This is a genomic window from Streptomyces sp. GESEQ-35 (assembly GCF_017948485.1).
Classification (GTDB): Bacteria; Actinomycetota; Actinomycetes; order Streptomycetales; family Streptomycetaceae; genus Streptomyces.
The window spans coordinates 50,041-66,359 of sequence record NZ_JAFFSX010000001.1; the positions used below are offsets into that span (position 1 = coordinate 50,041).

Genomic DNA, 16,319 nt, shown 5'->3' on the forward strand with positions numbered 1-16,319 from the left:
AGATCCGTTGCGGACGGTGGGCGACCGCGACGTCAGACCGTACGACACGGGATCCGGGGCAGCCGGTGTCCGGCTGCGCTGCTACCTGGACGTGCGCCAGGAGCTCAGCACACAGCCCCCGGCGAGGTGTTGTAGTGCGCTGACCTGCCATGGTCGGGCCGGTAGTCGGGTGCGTACACGCACTCGGTTTGCCGACGGGCGGGCTGGGTGGAAGGCACGGGCTGTGACGCGGACACTGCCGGAACCGATGCTCGCCGGACCACTGCGAACTCCTCGGGCACCCGGGCGGCCGCGGAAGAGGTCATACACGAGGTCTTCCTGGAGATCCACGCCGGCCGATCGCAGCTGCTGAGCGCCGGCCACCTCGAGCAGGGCACGCCGTTCAGCGGCCTGGAGTCGCTCTCCCCCGCCCTCGCGAAGAACGCGGACGCCTTTTGCCGATAATGCGGCGCGCCCGAATTTAATTTCACAAAGTGGAAACATGCCAAAGGGTTTACTGAAGTCGATGGGATCGTGGCCTATTTACGCCAACTTCCCATAACCGGAGGCTAGTTGAGCGAACGCTCTTGTCATGCTCATACTGTGTGATCGGGGGCCCGATGGGGTCTCCTTTCACATTGACTTCGTCAGGGGCACAGAATTGAATAGACAGCCGAGCAGCAGACCGCGCCGAATACGCGCCATTTCGGTCGCCGCAGTGTCGGCCACGGCACTCGTCGCCGGACTGGCCGTGGTCCCTGCGGCCGCGTCGGGGAGTGCAGCATCAGCGGCGCAGACCGGCACGTCCGAGACGCTGACGGCATCTGACGCAGGCACCGCGCTGAACTGGATCACCCTCGTCACCGGCGACCGGATCGCCGTGGACGGCGAGGGCGAGCCGGTGTCCGTGGAGCGCCCGGCGGGCCGTGCGGACATCCCCATCCAGATCCAGCGCGTCGAGGACCACACCTACGCCGTGCCGGCCGACGCCGCACGTCTGGTCCAGGAAGGCCGCGTCGACCAGCGGCTGTTCGACCTCACCACGCTCAGCGAGCCCGCGTATCTGGCCCAACAGCGCGACGGCATCCAGCTCATCGTCACCTATCAGGGCGCGCGCCCCGCCGCACGGCAGGACGTACGCACCGCAGGCGACAACGAGTTGAGACGTTCCTTCGCCACACTCGACGCGGACGCCGTGACCACCCCGCCCGAGGACGCCACGGCCACCTGGGACGCGCTCACCAGTGAGCCCGCGAGCGCCGCCCCGTACCGTACGACCGCGTCCGGGATCGACGCCGTCTGGCTGGACGACATCCGCCAGGCCGACCTGGACAAGAGCGTGCCGCAGATCGGCGCCCCGACTGCCTGGCAGTCCGGCTACGACGGCGCCGGCACGACGATCGCCGTCCTGGACACCGGAGTGGACCAGACCCACCCGGATCTGGCCGGCCAGGAGATCGCCGAGAAGAACTTCTCCACCTCCGCCGACTCCAAGGACCGCTACGGTCACGGCACCCACGTCGCGTCCATCGCCGCCGGTACGGGAGCCAAGTCCGCGGGGAAGTACACGGGCGTCGCACCGGGCGCGAAGATCCTCGACGGCAAGGTGCTCAACGACTACGGCTCGGGCGCCACTTCCGGGATCATCGCCGGTATGGAGTGGGCCGCCGCGCAGGGTGCCAACGTTGTCAACCTGAGTCTGGGCGGCCTCGACAGTCCGGGCATCGACCCGCTGGAGGAAGCGGTCAACCGGCTCTCGGCCGAGACCGACACGCTGTTCGTCATCGCTGCCGGCAACAGCGGTGTCGGATCCGGCACCGGAACGATCGGCTCCCCCGGCAGCGCCGACGCCGCCCTGACCGTCGGCGCCGTCGACAAGAGCGACCAGCTCGCCTCGTTCTCCAGCCGCGGCCCGCGCCTGGGTGATGCCGCCATCAAGCCCGATGTGACCGCGCCCGGCGTGAGTATCGGCGCCGCCGCGGCGCCGGACAGCACCATCGCGAAGTCGGGCACGCCCGTCGCGGACGGCTATGTGGCCATCTCCGGAACATCCATGGCCACGCCACATGTCGCAGGCGCCGCCGCCATCCTGGCCCAGGAGCACCCGGGCTGGACCGGCGAGCAGATCAAGTCGACGCTGACCGGATCGACGGTCTCCGGTGGCTACACCCCGTTCCAGCAGGGCTCCGGCCGCATCGATCTCGCCCGCGCCATCGACCAGAGCGTCACCGCCGAGCCCAACTCGCTCTCCTTCGGCCGGCAGACGTGGCCGCACACCGACGACGAACTCCTGACCAAGCGCCTCACCTACCGCAATGAGGGCACCGAGCCCGTCACCCTCGACCTGTCCGTGGCGGCCACCGGCCCCGACGGCAAGCCCGCGCCCGAAGGCGTGTTCACCGTGGAGCACCCGCAGTTGACCGTGCCCGCCGGCGGCGAGGCGTCCACCACCGTCAGCGCGGACACCCGCGCCGGCACACTGGACGGCGCCTACAGTGCGTACGTCACGGCGAGCGGCGGCGGTCAGACCGTGCGCACGGCGGCAGTCGTGGAGCGCGAGGTCGAGTCGTACGACCTGACCCTCGAACACATCGCCAAGGACGGTACGCCTGCCAAGAGTTACCAGAGCCACTACGTGGGCGTCGGCGGACTCGGCAAGGGCCGTTGGGGCGATCTGGGCAACGTGACCGGCACCGACAGCATCCGGCTGCCCAAGGGGCGCTACTTCGTCAGCACCTCCTTCTACGTCTTCACCGGCTCCACGTGGACGGGTGCGGACGTGATCAACCAAGCCAACCTGCAGCTCGAACACGACACGAAGGTCACCATCGACGAACGCACCGCCAAACCCGTCGACATCACCCCGCCCGATCCGAAGGCCACGGCTCTCTCGGGTTATGTCGGCGCGGAGATCAAGACGCCCGAGTACCGGACCAGCGCCTCGTGGCTGCTCAGCAGCTTCAAGACCTTCACGTTCGGCACCGCGCACCTCGGGGCGGACGCCAACCCCGGTGAGCTCCAGCAGCGCATCCAGGCCACCTTCCTGAACGACGCGACCGCGTCCGAGTACCACCTGGCGTACCAGGCCGCAGGCACCCGCTACACCGACGGATTCGTCCGCAGCCCGAAGCCCGACGAACTGGCGAACATCTCCACCCGGCTCGGCTCGCCCACCCCCGGCAAGCGCGCCTATCTGTTGCTCAACGCCGACACCGGCAATGGACCGACCGGGGCCGCGTACATCGTCAGCCGCAGCCTGCCGTACGAGGCCACGGTCCACGTCAACACCGACAACGCCACCAAATGGCAAGTGGACTTCCGGCGGTACGACATCGCGACCGGCCTCTTCGAAGCCCAGTACGTTGCCCCGTACACGGCGTACGAGCCGGGCAGGACCTATCAACGCGCCTTCGGCATCGGCGTGTTCGGGCCGCACCTCGGTACGGGGCAGGGGCTGTCCCGTACCGGTGACAAGATCACCGGCACGGTCCCGCTGTTCGCGGACAGCGACGGCAACTCCATTCCGTTGACGTACGCCTCGGCGCGGACCTCGCTCACCAGGAACGGCACCGAGATCGGCACCAGCGACGATCCGCTGACCGGCGCCGCGTCCTTCACGGTCCCGGCCCGCTCCGCCGCGTACCGGCTGACCACCACGGCCACCCGGGCCACGGGCACCCCGGTCTCCCACAAGGTCACCGCCAGCTGGACGTTCCGCTCGCAGAACGTCGCCGAGAAGACCGCGCTGCCGATGTCTGTGGTGCGCTTCGCCCCGCCGCTCGCGGCGGACAGCACGGCCACCGCGGGCTCGACCCTGAAGATCCCGGTGACCGTGCAGGGCGCGGCGGCCGGCAAACATCTCGCCGCGCTGCACGTGTACGTCTCCTACGACGAGGGCGCGCACTGGACCCTGCGGCCGGTCATCGCAGGCCAGGTCTCGGTCAAGACCCCGCAGACGGGCGGCAGCGTGTCCCTGCGCGCCAAGGCGGCCGACAAGCGAGGCAACACGGTGGACCAGACGATCCTCCGCGCGTACACGGCCCGGTAACCCGGCGCCGACCGCTCCCGCACAGTGCTGTGGCCTGTGCGGGAGCGGTTTTGCGCAGGAGGGCCCGATGAACCGCCGGTGAGGCCGGAGATCAGGTAGGCCTCTCCTCCCCCACGGCCGTCTCCCAGTGCGGCAGGGGTGCTCCCCTCGCGGTGGTGATCTCGAGAACCTCGCACACCACGAGCCGGACGGCGGCGAACAGGCGCCGCTGGGCGTCTTCGCTGTGCTCGGGCGGTTGATGATGACCGGACCGGGGTGTCACAGGGCCGGAGCGACGTGGCGCGTGAACACCGGGCGCGCCGTCTCTCTCCCCCCGGGCAGGGATGTGCTGGAGTGCCGGTAACCGCCTTGTCAGCGACCGAGATCGGGGTCGGAAGCCGTGATCTGGTCCCAGAGCGGCTGTACTGGGAACTACCCCGCCAGTGGGGTGCCCACCTGTCCGACACGATCCATGGTGACGTACCCATGGATCGCACCGAACGCTCAACTCCCGCACCAGTCACGGCAGCCAGGTCCGCTCCACCTCATTGCGGTAGCCGCTGTGACACCGTTGCTTCTGCCGCTCCACATCGGGCCGTCATTCCAAAAGCCCGGCGGCAAAGGGCGCGATGGCCGTGCAAGGCGAAGCACGAGGTGCAGCGGTACTGAGCCGGGCCCGTGCTCGGCTCAGCAGACGACCTGACCCCCACGGTACCGAGCCGACCCGCGTGCAGGGCGGCAGAACACTCAGCGCCAGCCGAGCTCCGGTGCCACATGGGTCAGGATGCTCTCCAGCACATGGGCGTTGTAGTCGACCCCGAGCTGGTTCGGGACGGTCAGCAGCAGGGTGTCCGCAGCCTGGATGGCCTCGTCCTCCTGGAGTTGCTTCACCAGCACCTCCGGCTCGGCAGCATACGAGCGTCCGAAGATCGCCCTGGTCGTGTCGTCGATCATGCCAACCTGATCCCGCGAGTTGCGGTCGTTGCCGAAGTAGGCGCGGTCCACGTCGTCAGTCAGGGCGAAGATGCTGCGGCTGACCGACACGCGCGGCTCTCGCGCGTGACCCGCCTCCTTGTACGCCTCGCGGTACGCCTCGATCTGCTTGCGCTGCTGGACGTGCAGCGGCTCGCCCGTCTCGTCGTCCTTCAGTGTGGAACTCTGCAGGTTCATCCCCAGCTTCGCGGCCCAGACGGCGGTCGCGTTCGAGCTGGAGCCCCACCAGATGCGTTCGCGCAGCCCCTCGGAGTGCGGTTCGACGCGCAGCAGCCCCGGCGGGTTGGGGAACATCGGCCGCGGGTTCGGCTGCGCGAAGCCCTCGCCCTCGATCACCTTGAGGAAAGCCTCGGCATGCCTGCGGGCCATGTCCGCGCCGGTCTCCCCCTCCTCGGGGGCGTAGCCGAAGTAACGCCAGCCATCGATCACCTGTTCCGGTGAGCCGCGGCTGATGCCGAGCTGCAGTCGGCCGCCGGAGATCAGGTCGGCGGCGCCCGCGTTCTCGGCCATGTACAGCGGGTTCTCGTAGCGCATGTCGATTACGCCGGTGCCGATCTCGATCTTCGAGGTTCGTGCACCGATGGCCGAGAGCAGCGGGAACGGGCTGCCCGCCTGCTGCGCGAAGTGGTGCACGCGGAAATACGCACCGTCCACGCCCAGCTCTTCAGCAGCGACCGCCAGGTCGATGGACTGGTGCAGGAAGTCAGCAGCGGACCGGGTCCTGGAATGCGCACTCGGCGACCAGTGGCCAAAGGAGAGAAAACCAATCTTCTTCACACATCTCTGAAGCATCTGGCCCCCATGTTTGATTCCCCGCGTCGGCACGGTGTGACCAGGCCAACCGGCCGACGTGGCCGTCGGAATCCCTCTCAGGAGTGCGACTGCCGCTTCCGCGCCGAGGTCGACGCCAAGTGCCGGTCGCCACGACGGTCACACCGCGGGCGGCGAGCAGTTGGACGGCGTACGGGCCTACCCGCCGGCGGGCCCGTCGACGAGCACGGCCTAGGAGCGTGGGTCAGTAACGAGTAAGGGGCGTCTGCGCGCTCACCACGGCACGGGTGTTCCGTCCCAGGAGAAGAACGCGCCTGTGGGGCCTTCGTCCGGCAGGAGAGCGAGGCGGACGGCTCCCTGGGCGGCGTCGGCCGGGTCCCCACCGGCAGCGGCTGCCCGGGGGTTGAGGTCGGTGGCTCGCAGACCAGGGGCGAGCGCGTTGACCTTGAAGCCCTCCTCGGCCAGCGTTTGGGCGTAGAAGACGGTCAGGGCGTTGAGGGCGGCCTTCGACGATCGGTAGGCGGCGGCGCCACCAGTTCCGGGGGCGAACTGAGGATTGGGGTTCGTGCTCCAGGTCAGCGATCCGGTGCCACTGGAGATGTTGACGATGCGGGGGTGCGGCGATCGGCGCAGGGCGGGCAGGAAGGCATTGGTGACCTCGACGACCGCGAACACGTTGGTCTCGTACGTGCGCCGGAACTCCTCGGCATCAGCTTCGGTCGGCGGGGTGAGCGAGACCGAGATGCCCGCGTTGTTGACCAGAACGTCCAGGCGGTCCACCTGTGCCGCGGCCTTGGTGATGCTGTGGGTGTCCGTGACGTCGAGGACCAGCAGGCGGGCGTCGCCGCTGATCTCCTCGACGGCCCGCTGCCCGCGCCCGACGTCGCGGGAACCCACGTACACGGTGAAGCCCTCTGCGGCGAGCCGGCTGGCGATGTGCTTGCCAATACCTTTGTTGGCACCGGTGACCAGTGCTGTGCGATCGTTCATGACGCCTACGGTTCCCTGGCCGTGTCCGTTTTGCCAGGGACAACCTGTACCAGGAAGCTGGAGGAGGCAGCATGGCGCGGGAGGAGCTGGCCCGCTTCCTGCGGGAACGCCGTGAGGGGCTGCGCCCGCACGAGATCGGCCTGCCGACGAGTACCCCTCGCCGCATACCGGGCCTGCGACGCGAAGAGGTGGCAGAGCTGGCTTACATGTCAGTCGACTACTACACACGACTCGAGCAGGCTCGCGGGCCCCGGCCGTCGCCCCGGATCCTGGACGCGCTGGCCCAGGCTCTGCGGCTCACCCCGGCCGAACGCAGCCACCTGTTCCGCCTGGCCGGATCATCCGCGCCGCCCGGCACCAACGCCGTGCAGGGGGTGCGCCCGCAGGTGGCCCGGATGCTGCGGCGACTGCCGGAGACCGGCGCGATCGTCACCGACGCGGCCTATGGCGTCGTCGCCTGGAACCCCCTCGCGCAGGCTCTGCTGGGCGATGACCTCGGACGCGGGACGACGAACCTGGCCCAGCGCCGCTTCCTCGGTCAGGGGCGCATGTACGGGAGCTCCAGCGCAGAGGAATTCGGGCACATTGTGGTGGCGCGGCTGCGCCGGGCCGCAGACCGCTACCCGCACGACGCGCAGCTCGCCGATCTGCTGACCGAACTGCGCTCCGGAAGCGAGGAGTTCCGGCAGATCTGGGAAACTCGCCCGGTCCACGCTCCCGGGCACCGCACCAAGACCCTCGACCACCCGACGGCAGGCAAACTGCGGTTGAACTGCGACGTACTGCTCGTCCCCGAGGACGACCAGGAAGTCGTCCTGATGACGGCGGATCCCGGATCACCTTCCGCGCGGACCCTGCGCAGGCTCGCCGCACGGGTGGCCTGAAGCAGTGCGAGGCCTGACGCATGGACGGTCTCACCAACTGGCAACCCGCCTGGGTTTCGTGACCATTCATACGGGATGCTGGCGGTATGCATGGTGGGGATGGGCTGTTCGAGGCCGAGCCGGCCGAAAGAAGCAGCCGCAGGGCCGTCCGGCGGCGGTGGACAAGACGTTTCGGGCGTTCGACCCGCACCAGGTCCTGCTGCTGCCCCCGTCGCTGGACGACTGGCTGCCCCAGGACCATTTGGCGCGGTTCGTCGCCGAGCTGGTCGACGAGGCGCTCGATCTGGGGCCGGTCCTGGCGGACTACACCGAAAAGCGCGGCTACCCACCCTACGATCCCCGGCTGATGCTGTGCCGGTCGCTCGGAGGGCAGATCAAGGTGGGTGCAGTTCCTCTGCAGGAAAGAATGACCTGCCGGGAATGACTGTCTGTCAGAGAGACGTGGGGGTGGGGTGCGTGACGGCACGCGGCCGACCCGACCTGCGACGGTTACTGCGCAGGGGGACTACACGCATGCTGTTCGGTGCCGTTCTCTGATCCTGTTGAGTAGTTCGGCACGGGGACCGGGGAGGTGGGCCGGTGCCAGGTGAGAATCCAGCCGGCGGTAAGCGCCGCCGAGCCGCCTGCAAGGGCGATTGCGCCGCCTGTTCCGATACCTGCGGCCACCGAGCCGAAGCAGGCCGGCCCGACGCCCTGCAGCGTCATGCTGCCGGAGCCGAGCAGACCGAAGGCCTGGCCCTGGCCATCCTGCGGCAGGGCGTCCAGGAACGGCCGCTGCAGGCCGAGACCGTAGGCGAATCCGAAGCCGCAGAGCAACAGCAGACAGGACGAGACGCCCACTCCGGGCTCGGCAGCGAAGCCGACCAGCGGCAGTCCCATCAGCGCAATCAACGGGACTACCAGTCGCTCCCGGGTGGGCGGTCGTAGGAGTCGGCCCACCAGCAGGTCTCCGACAAGCATGCCGACCGGCAGGCAGCCCATCAGCACCGCGTACCAGCCGGGCGCGAAGTGGCGTCCCCCGGCGTAGGCGACGATCAGGCCTTCCGCGCCCGCTACGAACGCGGGTGGTAGCCACTGGGCCAGCATCAGTCGTCGTACCGTACGTTCGCGCAGCAGCAGGCCGGCGCCGTTCAGGCTTGCCCGGACGGTCCCGCCATCGCCCCCAGCGCTGCCGGGTGTGCCGCCGAACTGTCCCGGTTGCAGTCGGGGTAGCCGGATGCGGATGGCGAGGGCGCAGCCGAGGTAGAGGGCGGCGCTGACCGCGAGTGCCCGGTGCGGGCCGAGTACCGCGACGGCCGCACCTCCCAGTGCCAGGCCGAACAGTTGCGCGCCGGAGGCAGCGATGTTGTTCAGTGAACGGCCCAGTACATAGGCGTCGCCCTCCAGCGACTGCGCGACCAGCCGACTCGACGCGCCGTGAAACACCGGTGTAGCGAGGGCGACCAGCGCCACGACACCGAGGCTTGCCGCGATCGGCATCCGCACCAGGGCGAGCAGTAGGGCGGCGGCGCACGTCAAGGCGTAGCCGCCGGTGATGAGCGCGCGGGGCGGCAGTCGGTCGGCCAGTGAGCCCAGTAGCAGCGAACCGAACAGCTGCGGGATGAAGCCGATGCCGAAGGCCAGTGCGCTCAGCAGCGCGGAGCCGGTGACCGAGAAGACCAGAACCGAGAACGTGGTGATCCGCAGCGCGTCCGCAGTGATCGCGACGGTGCGGGTTGAGAAGAGCAGCCGGAATCGCGGCTCGGCCAGCACCTCCCGGTAGGTGGCACGGTGGTTGCTCTGCGCGGGTTCGGCGGTTGGGGTCATGACGCCGAGCCTCGCCGTGCGCCTACGCCACTCACCAATGATTCGTCGCTGGACGAATCGGAACAGGCCTGCCGCGGTAGCATCGCGGGGTGCTGCGCTTCGAAGTCCCCGTCGAGGACCTGCTGCGCAGCCGCTTCGCACTGTCGCCCGCGCTGGACCTCTGCCTACTGCTGCGCTCGCTCGCCGGTCAAGACCGGCCGCTGCCGCGAGCATGGGCCACCCGGCTCATGCCGGCCTTTGAACGCCTTCGCCGCGAGACCGAACTGAACGCCGCCCTCGCCCTGCAGACCCCGCAATCCGGACCGAACTTCGTCGCCCCGCCTCCACGCGGCCTCAACCAGACCTGGGCAGACGACCTGGCCATGATCCGGGCCACACCGCCGGAAGCGGCCCGCCACGAGATCGCCACCAACGCGACCGGCCCGTCCGCCCACGATCCCCGCGTACGCGCAGTGCTGGACTCGACGGACGCCGTCCCCAGGATCGCCGAGGCGATGGACCAGGCCTGGCACGAACTGCTCGCCACGGACTGGCCGCAACTGTGCGCGATCTGTGAGCGCGATGTCGTGCACCGGGTGGGTGTGATCGGCGAACACGGATGGGCCACGACCATCGAGAGCCTGCACCCGGGCATCGCCTGGCAAGCCGGCGGCATCGAGATCGGCTTCTTCCGAGGCGGAACAGTCCGCCTCGCCGGCGACGGGCTCCTGCTGATCCCTTCGGCCGTCGTCGGGCATATCGCCGCCCACACGGAAGACCCCTGGCCCAGGACCTTGGTCTACCCTGCCCGCGGCACCGCCGCCCTGTGGGGCGAACAGGAGACCGTCCCCCAACCGGACGCGCTGACCGCTCTGGTCGGCCGGGCCCGAGCCCGGCTGCTGTTGGCGCTGGACGCCCCGGCCAGTACCAGTCACCTCGCCCGAAGCCTCGCCATGGCACCTGGCGCGGTAGGAGACCACCTCGCAATTCTGCGAGGCGCGGGGCTCCTCGTCCGCGCCCGGTCCGGACGGTCGGTGCTCTATCGGCGCACCCCGCTCGGCGAGGCGCTGGTCGCCGGTTCGGGCTGACGGTTCAGCAATTCCCTTGAGGAACGGCACCCGATCAAGGTTTTTGGTCGCTGGGACCGCAAGTCGTTGGTTCGAGGCATCCTTTGCTGATCAGGATGATGTGGCGCGAGCAGCGAGGTAGTGTGCCCAACTGCCCCGGGCGTAGTTGGCCCAAGTGTGGGCGATCTGGGGATGGACACCAAACAGGTCGCTGATGATGGCGGGCGGAAGTTCCGCGACTGCTTCGAGCATGGCGGTGTTGCGGGCCCTGAGGATCCGGAAACGTATGGCGACTCTGGCCGCCGTCTATGACGCCGATCCGGCCGTGCGCCGCCCGCATGACGTCATCGCCCCGCCCGGCGGCCGCAGCACCGCCCGAATCCCGCGCCCCGGGCCGAAAGCGCAGGCCAAGTGGCTGACCGGATCGGTCGAGCATGATCCCGAGTACGTCATTGCCGCCGCCTTCGTCCAGGCCCAGGAGCGACCCGCGGCCCGCGGCCCGCAGCACCATAGGTGCTGGGTGGTCCTCGTCAACGGCGCCCGCCACCAACTCGACCTGATCCGGGCCGAGGCCAAGCGCCGCGGCGTGACCATCCACATCGTCCTCGACCTGGTCCACGTGATCGAGAAACTCCGGGCCGCCTCCCACTGCTTCCACGCTCCCGCCGACCCGGCTACCGAGGACTGGATCGCCGTCCAGACCGCCCGCATCCTTCGCGGATGCGCCCAGCAGGCCGCCGACGAGATCCGCGCCGAGGCCGATCACCGCAAGCTGGCAGGCGATCAACGGACCGCCATCGACAAAGCCTGTCAATACCTCGCCAACAACGCCGAGTTCGTTCACTACGACCGGGCTCTCACTGCCGGCTGGCCGATCGCCAGCGGCGGCGTCGAAGGCACGGCCCGCCACCTCATCGCCGACCGACTCGACATTACCGGCAGCAGATGGAGCGTGCCGGGCGCTGAGGCCCTCCTCATCCTCCGTGCCGTCATCAGCAACGACGACTTCCCGGCGTATTGGCGGTTCCATACAGCTCACGAACATCACCGTGTCCATGAAAGCCCTGATCAGGACAGATACGGCCTCGTCTCCTGATCAGTAATTCAGACGCGGAGTTCGGACGGGAAGCCCGTCCAGCGAAGTTCGGGAGGAAGGTGTCCCGTGTCGTTGTAAACGAGCAGGGCGGCTGGACGGCCGGGTGCATAGCGGATGACCGTCAGCGCGGCGTTGGCGTGGTTGAGTCCGATCCAACGCCAGTTCGGGGCGTTGAGGGCATCGCGGACCAGCCAGGCGACCAGGAAGTTGTGGGTGACAACAAGCTCGTGGCGCGGTTGATCACCATTCACCGGCCCGGTGAACCGCGCGAGGACTGCCCGCGCGAGACCGGGTCCCGACTCGCGCTCCCCCTTGGGGAACTGAGCCAGGCGATCCAGCATGGCATCGGCTGTCTCGGGCGGCAGCTCATCTCGGGCCGGGAGATGGGGGAGGTAGTCCCCGACCAACTCTGACGGCTGGATGGGGACATCGCCGAGACGGCCGTGGATCAGGTGGGCCGTCTGCGCCGCGCGCGCGAGGGGACCGTGGTGGATCGTTGACAGGGGCGCGTGGCGAAGCCGTTCACCGAGCAGTTCAGCCTGGCGGCGGCCCTGCGCGGACAGCTCGCTCTCGTCGTCCGACGCCTCACCATGCCGGGCGAGGTAAAGGTAACGAGCGGCTGTTCCCGACATGTGCGACACCCTTCGACCGTTTCAAGATCACCTGGTCTCCAGGACGCCACTCGGAATCGTGTAGTTCCCGTCACGCGTATTCGGTCCCTGCGGAAGAGCCACACCCAAGCCCGATCACTCCCAAGCGTCAGCGAGTCGCGTCCGAGTAATTCTGGGCGTGACCCATCCCTGCCACTTACCTCGGCCCCGGCCACGCGGCCTTGCACCACGCCTGACTGCCGACAGGTGTCAGCTGTGTGCCCGGGCTACATCGCCACCGATCTGAATAACAACCTCGGAACGCAGCATCCATCACAGGGCGCGCAGGTCGTCGTGCGCGCCGCCACGCTCCCGGCGGACGGTCCCAGCGGCGGCTTCTTCGACGTGAACGGCCCCGCGGGCTGGTGACCTTCAGGACTTCAGCCCGTCGGTGAGAATCTCGTTCAGACACCTGCGCCGAGCACTTGCACGGCGGCTCGTAGCACCCTCCGGCGCGCGATCTGGCACTACGACCCTTACGATACCTACGTCACCCAAGTCCTCAAGATCGCAGAAACATATGCGGTCGCCGCGCCCGCCCCAAGTAGTGCTGCCGCCAAGGCGGTTGCCTTCACCCGCGCCCAGCTCGGCACCCCGTACGTGTGGGGCGGCGACGGCCCGGCCGAGGGCGGCTTCGACTGCTCCGGCCTGACCCAGGCCGCCTACCGCACCGCCGGCATCACCATCCCCCGCGTCGCCCAGGCCCAGTACGACGCAGGCCTCCGCCTCCCGCAAGGCGAGCAACTGTCCCCAGGCGACCTGCTGTTCTTCGGCACCAGCCCCGGCAACATCACGCATGTCTCGCTCTACACCGGCCACGGAAACGCCATCGACGCACCACGCCCCAGCGCGGTCGTCCGCGAAGGCCCCGCGAACACCGACACCCCCTCCTTCCAGGGCGCGACCAGGCCCGCGGTACCAGGTGGGGGTGCCCGGTGAAGCAGATCGCCGCCCGCGAAGCCATCAGGCTGCTCAAATCCATGACCCGCGTACCTGGCGGTGTTGGTCGCCGTCGCCGACAACACCGCCATGGCAGCCTGGGTGAAGTCCCGGAATCAAGGCCCGATGGTCAGCCACATGTTCCGGGTCACGGGAAGTGGAGCAACTCCTTTATGGGCAAGGGGTGGCAACGCCGGGACATGCCTTCTCAGTTGTCGCGTCGAGCGAGCGCGCGCAGGAAGGTGAGCGTCTCCATCTCGCGGTTGGTGGACTCTGTTGCAGAGGTGCCGTACCTGCGATTGGCGGAGAGCTTGACGATGGTGGTGCGGGCGGTCGGGTCGACATAGACGAACTGGTTGTAGACACCGATCGCGCTGAACTCGCCGCGGTCGCCGGCTGGGAGCCACCAGTGGTGGCCGTAACCCAGGCCGGTCGGGTGGCCGCCGATGATCGGGCGGCCGGGCTCCAGGTGCGGGGCGGCGACGGTCAGCGAGTCGCGCACCCATGCGGCGGGGATGATCTGCTCGCCCTGCCACACGCCGCCGCACCGGTACAGCTCGCCGATCCGGGCGTAGTCGCGGGCGGTGAGGTTGAGCCCGCCGTAAGCCATCTCCGTTCCGGCCGGGTCGAGGACCCAGTAGCCGGGCGAGGTCATGCCGAGCGGCTCGCACAGCTTTTCCTGCATGTAGTCGCCCATCGTGCGGCCTGTCGCACGGGCCACGAGCGCGCCCAGCACCTGCGTCTCCCCGGAGTTGTAGGGCAAACGGTGCCCGGCTCGCGTTGGGGCTCCAGCGGCCGATCGCGGACACATCACTGACCACGTCATAGACCCGGGCGGGTGCGGCATCGACCCACGCGCGTCTGGTGAAGGCGAAGGCTGATGCGTCCAGAGCCTCGAAGAGGTCGTGTTCGCTGGCGGTGGCGCTCAAGGCATCCTCCTGGGTGCGTGCGGGATGATGCCGGGTCGGCTCCGCCCACGTCACCACCGGTTATGCCGGGGAGCCAGACCCGATGGTGCCTATCCACAGCTGGGGCAGGCTGTGCGTTTCGAGTCGGCCCATACTCGGATCCATGACCGGAAAATCGCAGCTCGGGGACTTCCTGCAGGCGCGGCGCTCCCAGCTGCGCCCTGACGATGTCGGGGTGCCCACCTACGGGGAGCGTCGGCGTGTGCCGGGTCTTCGGCGCGAGGAGTTGGCGCTGCTGGCGGGTGTGAGCGCCTCCTACTACACCCGGCTTGAGCAGGGGCAGTCGCTGAGCGCGTCCTCTGAGGTGCTGGACGCGATCGCCGGGGCTCTGCGGCTGGACGAGTCCGAGCGGCGGTACCTGCACGACCTGGCTCGGGCGGACAGGCAACGCACTCGGGGCCGGCGGCCTGCGCCGGAGCGGGTGACGGAGGCGACGGCTCAGTTGCTGGACGTGCTGGCGGGCGTTCCCGCGATCGTGCTCGGCCTGCGCAGTGACGTGCTGGCGTGGAATCGCCTGGGTCACGCGCTGTTCGCCGGACACCTGGACCGTGGCGCCCCGGACCTGTCGGGGCAGCGGCCCAACATGGCCAGACTGGTGTTCCTCGACTGTCATACCCGCGACCTGTATGCGGACTGGCCGAGCAAGGCCAGGGCGGTGGTGGGGAACCTGCGCCTGGTGGCGGCCCAGCATCCGCAGGACACCGCGTTGCACGCGCTGCTGGGTGAACTGAGCGCCAAGAGTTCTGAGTTCTCCTCGATGTGGGCCGACCATCGGGTCAAGGCGTGCACCGTCGCTACCTATGAGATGCGGCACCCGCTGGTCGGCCCGCTGAGCGTCGTTCAGCAGACCCTGAGCAGCGGGCCGGGCCCCAACATGGTGGTTGCCACCACGGAGGCGGGCTCGCCCTCGCGGGCCGCGCTGGCCCTGCTCGCCCAGGCCATCACCCAGGACACTGTCCCGGCTGACCCGGCGCGGAGGGGGCCCCGGGCCGCCACTGCCTGACCTCACACAACGTCACCGGGCGCTCGGCTTGCACCTGCGAGCACCCGTTCCGCCCGGGCTCGGCCGACGACCGGCCGCCGCCGGGAGCAGCTCCGGGGCCGCATGGCCCCCGAGCAGAGCCCACCTGCCCAACCCGTGCGTCGGCGTGTTGCTGCCGCATGCCCGAAAACCAGTGAAGGATCCATGTTCAAGAAGCTCTCCATGTCCGCTGTATCGGCGGCCGTCCTTGTCGCGGCCGCTGCCGCAGCGCCCACTCCGGCGTCGGCGTCGGTCGAGTCCGCTCCGCTGAGCAGGGCGCGAATCGCCGCGCACTTCGACCTGACCAAGGGGCAGATGCCGGAGAACATCGCCCTGGCACCGGGCGGCACCACGTACGTCACTTTCGCCCAGGGCCGCCAGGTCGCCAAGGTCTCCCCCAACGGCACGTCCCGGATCCTGGCCACCCTGCCTCTGCCCGCCGACGGCGGTATCCACACCCCGGTCCTGGGCTTCCCGCTGACCGTCGGAATCGTCCGTGCCCACGACGGCACCCTGTACTTTCTGTACGCCACCGGAACCGCCGACCTCACTGGTGTGTGGCGATTGCGCCCCGGTGGCAAGCCGCAGCGGATCGCCGCACTGCCCGCGGGCGGCCTGCCCAACGGCCTGGCGCTGGACCCGCGTACCCGCACCCTCTACGTCACCGACTCCGTGCTCGGCACCGTCTGGAGCGTGCCCACCACCGGCGGCACCCCCACCGCTTGGTCCACCGCCCCCGAACTTGCCCCCGCCGGCTTTCTCGGCGCCAACGGCCTGAAGATCCACAACGGGGCGGTCTGGGCCACCAACCTCGACAAGGGCACCGTCGTGCGCATCCCCATCCTCCGGGACGGGCGCGCCGGTTCGCTCAGGACCGAGGCCACCGGTCTGCCGGGGATCGACGACTTCGCCTTCACCGGCCACGGAAACCAACTGCTGGCCGCCCTCAACGGCCCCAACCAGGTCGCGCTCGTCCAGCCCGACGGCAGCCACTCCACCGTGCTGACCCAGGCCGACGGCCTGCGGAACCCCACGTCCATCGCCCTGAGCGGCAACACCGTCTACGTGACGAGCGCCGCCTATACCACCGCCCAGGACCCCAACCTGCTCCGCGCCCACCTGAACCGCTGAGCGTCGCGGGCACCGACC

The 16,319-nt window shown here is 69.1% G+C and carries 14 protein-coding genes and 1 pseudogene; 10 read left to right on the forward strand and 5 right to left on the reverse strand.

Annotated features, from left to right (window positions below; genetic code table 11):
- Positions 1-207: 207 nt before the first annotated feature.
- Together KCH87_RS48630 and KCH87_RS00265 are read left to right on the forward strand one after the other, a co-directional pair.
- Positions 208-444: a hypothetical protein gene (locus tag KCH87_RS48630; RefSeq protein WP_247195509.1), complete on the forward strand. Its 237-nt coding sequence runs from the start codon at positions 208-210 to the stop codon at positions 442-444.
- Between the two features lie 253 nt (positions 445-697).
- Positions 698-4,027, forward strand: a complete 3,330-nt coding sequence (locus KCH87_RS00265) for a S8 family peptidase (protein WP_308298698.1) — start codon at positions 698-700, stop codon at positions 4,025-4,027.
- A 726-nt stretch (positions 4,028-4,753) separates the two neighbouring features.
- Here KCH87_RS00265 and KCH87_RS00270 read toward each other — a convergent pair.
- Together KCH87_RS00270 and KCH87_RS00275 are read right to left on the reverse strand one after the other, a co-directional pair.
- Entirely contained in the window at positions 4,754-5,776 is a 1,023-nt protein-coding gene (locus tag KCH87_RS00270; RefSeq protein WP_210583139.1) for an LLM class flavin-dependent oxidoreductase, read from the reverse strand.
- Positions 5,777-6,043: 267 nt separating this feature from the next.
- Positions 6,044-6,760 carry an SDR family oxidoreductase gene (locus KCH87_RS00275; RefSeq protein WP_210583141.1) on the reverse strand — a complete coding sequence of 239 codons (717 nt, stop codon included), beginning with the start codon at positions 6,758-6,760 and terminating at the stop codon, positions 6,044-6,046.
- A gap of 71 nt (positions 6,761-6,831) precedes the next feature.
- Between KCH87_RS00275 and KCH87_RS00280 the strand changes: the two genes are divergently transcribed.
- Both KCH87_RS00280 and KCH87_RS00285 read left to right on the forward strand, forming a co-directional pair.
- Complete coding sequence (locus KCH87_RS00280) at positions 6,832-7,644, forward strand: helix-turn-helix transcriptional regulator (protein ID WP_210583143.1); 813 nt, start codon at positions 6,832-6,834, stop codon at positions 7,642-7,644.
- 104 nt (positions 7,645-7,748) lie between these two features.
- A pseudogene (locus tag KCH87_RS00285) lies at positions 7,749-7,996 on the forward strand (IS1182 family transposase); the annotation flags it as partial.
- A 137-nt stretch (positions 7,997-8,133) separates the two neighbouring features.
- On the opposite strand, the gene KCH87_RS00290 reads toward KCH87_RS00285, so the two are convergent.
- Complete coding sequence (locus KCH87_RS00290; RefSeq protein ID WP_210583144.1) at positions 8,134-9,450, reverse strand: MFS transporter; 1,317 nt, start codon at positions 9,448-9,450, stop codon at positions 8,134-8,136.
- A gap of 89 nt (positions 9,451-9,539) precedes the next feature.
- Here KCH87_RS00290 and KCH87_RS00295 point away from each other — a divergent pair, with 89 nt between their 5' ends.
- Positions 9,540-10,517 (forward strand): winged helix-turn-helix domain-containing protein, encoded by a 978-nt coding sequence (locus KCH87_RS00295; protein ID WP_210583145.1) that lies wholly within the window; start codon positions 9,540-9,542, stop codon positions 10,515-10,517.
- Positions 10,518-10,782: 265 nt separating this feature from the next.
- Positions 10,783-11,592, forward strand: coding sequence for a hypothetical protein (locus KCH87_RS00300; RefSeq protein WP_210583146.1), 810 nt, complete (start codon positions 10,783-10,785; stop codon positions 11,590-11,592).
- Positions 11,593-11,600: 8 nt separating this feature from the next.
- Here KCH87_RS00300 and KCH87_RS00305 read toward each other — a convergent pair whose 3' ends face one another.
- The gene (locus tag KCH87_RS00305; RefSeq protein WP_210583147.1) at positions 11,601-12,224 is read right to left on the reverse strand and encodes a histidine phosphatase family protein; all 624 of its coding nucleotides are present in this window, start codon (positions 12,222-12,224) and stop codon (positions 11,601-11,603) included.
- Positions 12,225-12,458: 234 nt separating this feature from the next.
- Between KCH87_RS00305 and KCH87_RS00310 the strand changes: the two genes are divergently transcribed.
- Positions 12,459-12,611 (forward strand): hypothetical protein, encoded by a 153-nt coding sequence (locus tag KCH87_RS00310; RefSeq protein ID WP_210583148.1) that lies wholly within the window; start codon positions 12,459-12,461, stop codon positions 12,609-12,611.
- A 231-nt stretch (positions 12,612-12,842) separates the two neighbouring features.
- Entirely contained in the window at positions 12,843-13,181 is a 339-nt protein-coding gene (locus KCH87_RS48635) for a C40 family peptidase (RefSeq protein WP_308298699.1), read from the forward strand.
- 208 nt (positions 13,182-13,389) lie between these two features.
- On the opposite strand, the gene KCH87_RS00320 is transcribed toward KCH87_RS48635, so the two are convergent.
- Positions 13,390-14,028, reverse strand: coding sequence for a serine hydrolase (locus KCH87_RS00320; protein WP_308298700.1), 639 nt, complete (start codon positions 14,026-14,028; stop codon positions 13,390-13,392).
- Between the two features lie 224 nt (positions 14,029-14,252).
- Between KCH87_RS00320 and KCH87_RS00325 the strand changes: the two genes are divergently transcribed.
- Positions 14,253-15,152 (forward strand): helix-turn-helix domain-containing protein, encoded by a 900-nt coding sequence (locus KCH87_RS00325; protein ID WP_210583150.1) that lies wholly within the window; start codon positions 14,253-14,255, stop codon positions 15,150-15,152.
- Between the two features lie 183 nt (positions 15,153-15,335).
- A complete protein-coding gene (locus tag KCH87_RS00330) occupies positions 15,336-16,301 on the forward strand; it encodes an SMP-30/gluconolactonase/LRE family protein (RefSeq protein ID WP_210583151.1) in 966 nt (321 codons plus the stop codon).
- Positions 16,302-16,319: the final 18 nt, after the last annotated feature.